This is a genomic window from Streptomyces sp. NPDC057654 (assembly GCF_042800135.1).
GTDB lineage: Bacteria > Actinomycetota > Actinomycetes > Streptomycetales > Streptomycetaceae > Streptomyces.
Genome location: NZ_JBHVHQ010001084.1, coordinates 1 through 2,519 on the forward strand (window position 1 = coordinate 1; position 2,519 = coordinate 2,519).

Here is a 2,519-nt window from a genome sequence, read left to right on the forward strand (position 1 = left end):
GGGGTGAAGGTGAAGACCGCGGCGCCGAGGAGCACGGCGCAGCCCGCGACCAGGCCGAGGGCCTTCAGGCTGCCGTGGTCGTCCGCGCCGGTCGCGGCGAGACCGCCGGACGTCGCCGAGCCGCCGGAGGCGCTCGCGCCCGTGCCGCCCGCGGAGGCCGGGTGGCCGCCCGTGCCGCCGCTGCCGCCGCTCCCGCCGGAGACGCCGCCCTGCTGCGCGGTGGTGTCGAGCTGGAGGGAGGCGCCCGGGTCCTTGGCCGGGGTGCAGGTCGTGGTGGTGCCGAGCGCGTTGACGGTCAGGACGCCGGGCGTCAGCGTGGCCTTGCCGCTCGCGCCGGGCTTGTACGCGCCCTTGAGGTCGGAGATCGCGATGGGCTGGCCGGTCTTGATCGGGTCCTTGTTCGGCGCGCCCTCCGTCTTCACGGTCCCCTTGTCCGCGCCGCCGACCTTGACGGCCATCGAGGGCTTGACGGAGCCCGCCGGGATGTCGGCCGGGCTGTCCATGACGGACTTGCCGAACTTGACGGTCAGGTCGTAACTCCCGCCGTTCTTCTTGGCGTTGACCTGTACCGGCGAGGTGGCGTTCTTGTCGCCGATGGGCGTCTTGCACTGGTAGTCGACGGCGATTTCCTTGCCGGTGAACGAGTCGCCGCCGCTGGAACCGCCACTGCTGGAACCGCCGGTGCTGGAGCCCCCGGTGGAGCCGCCGGTGCTGCTCGTGCCACCCGAGGACGACGAGCCGCCGGACGTCGACGAGCCGCCGCTCGTGCTCGTACCACCGGTGCTCGTACCACCGGTGCTCGTGCCGCCGCTGCCGGTCGAGCCGCCGCTCGTGCTGCCGCTTCCGTCGGTCACCTTGATGGTCGCGCCGGGCTTGACGGTCTCCTTCGCCGAGCACTTGGTGTCGGTGGAGATCGGCTTGTTGACGTTGATGCTGTACGCGCCGGGCGTCAGCGTGACGTCACCGGCCTTCGTCAGCTTCACCTTGGCCTTCATGTCGGACAGCAGCATCGGGCTGTTCTTGGGGATCGGCGGGTTCTGCCGGGGCCCCTCCATCGAGACCTCGCCGCTCTGCGCGCCGCCGAGCGTGAGCTTGCCGGTCGGCTTGACCGTGTCCTTGGCCAGATCGAGGATGTTCGGGTTCTTGGAGGCGGCCTCCACCGTCTTCCAGACCACCTCGACCTCGTCGCCCACCTTCGCCGTCGCCGGGGCCTGGATGTCCACCTTGGTGGTGCCCTTGACCGGCGGCAGGCCGGAGATCGGCGGCGGCAGGCACTCGGTCTTGTACGAGACTTCGGCGGCGTGCGCGGTACCGGTGGTCAGCACCACGCCCGCGCCGCCGAGCAGCAGCGCGACGGTGGCCGCGCCCGCTCTCCGATGCGTTCTCACGTAGTCCCCTTCGTTTTCGTCTGCCTCGTCGGATGTTCGTCACTCGGTCGTTCATCACGCGATTGCTCGTCACTCGGTGCGGAAGTCGGGTGCGGTGCGCCCGGCAGGGTGTCCGGGGTGAACCAGGGCAGCGCGCCGGTCTGTTCGGGCCCTTCAGTGCCCCTGCGGCCTTTGCGTCCGGCGGCCGGGCGGCGCGGGAGCCCGGCGGGGAGAGCGGGGCGCGGGATGCCGGGAAGGCCCGGGATGCGATGGCGGGCGGAGCGCGTGCCGACCGTGGGGGGCCTCGGCCGCAGCCGGTCGACGACGGCCATGCCGATCCGGAAGACCGCCGCCGGGATCACCACGCACAGCAGGATCCAGAAGAGCGTGACGCCCCACGGCCGCCCCACCGCCCACGGCTGCTCGACCAGCACCTTGCCGCCGTACTTGAGCGAGACGAGGTAGTCGCCGTACGCGCCCGCCGACAGCTCCACCGGCAGCTCGACCCGCGCCTTCTTCCCCGGCGGTATCGCGCCGCGCCACTGCTGCTCCTCCCACGAGGGGGCGAGCACGCCGTGCGAGGTGCCGACCTGGAAGACGGGGTCCTTGGCGGGCGTGGAGCCCAAGTTGGCGACGGTGACCACCAGTTGGCGCTGCGGAGGTGCGCCGAACCAGGTCAGCACCCCGCCCGAGCCCTTGAGCCGCGCGCCGAGGACGCTCAGCCGCTCGCCGCCGGACTGGGCGGGCAGCGGCGCGACGGGGTGGCCCGCGACGCTGAAGTCGGCGTCCGCGGCGGCGGCCTCGCCCGTCACGGTGGCCGCGTGCACCACGCACGGGCAGGGTTTCGGCGGCTCGCTGACCGCCAGCTTCTCGCGGAACGCGCCGTCGCCGCCGGTGGTGACGGCGCGGCCGTCCGCGTTGGCGCAGGCGTTGGTGCCGCCGATCATCTTCTGCCCGCAGATGAGCAGCGTCAGCAGGGTGTGCGGCCGCCAGCCGGTGCCGCTGACGGTGATGGAGCCGCCCGTTCCCGCCTCCCGCTTGTCGACGGTGATGCCCGGCCCGTCGGCGGCCCGCGCCGGCGCTCCGCTCGCGAGCCCCGCCGTCGGCAGGGCGAGCGCGAGCGCCAGCAGGAGTACGGCCAAGGCCCTGGGC

General features: G+C 73.0%; 2 protein-coding genes. Both read right to left on the reverse strand.

Annotated features, from left to right (window positions below; genetic code table 11):
* On the reverse strand, positions 1-1,388 hold a 1,388-nt coding region (locus ACFU99_RS40705), incomplete at its 3' end, for a hypothetical protein (protein WP_384402938.1).
* Entirely contained in the window at positions 1,385-2,509 is a 1,125-nt protein-coding gene (locus ACFU99_RS40710; protein WP_384402941.1) for a neocarzinostatin apoprotein domain-containing protein, read from the reverse strand. The genes ACFU99_RS40705 and ACFU99_RS40710, both read right to left, overlap by 4 nt.
* Positions 2,510-2,519: the final 10 nt, after the last annotated feature.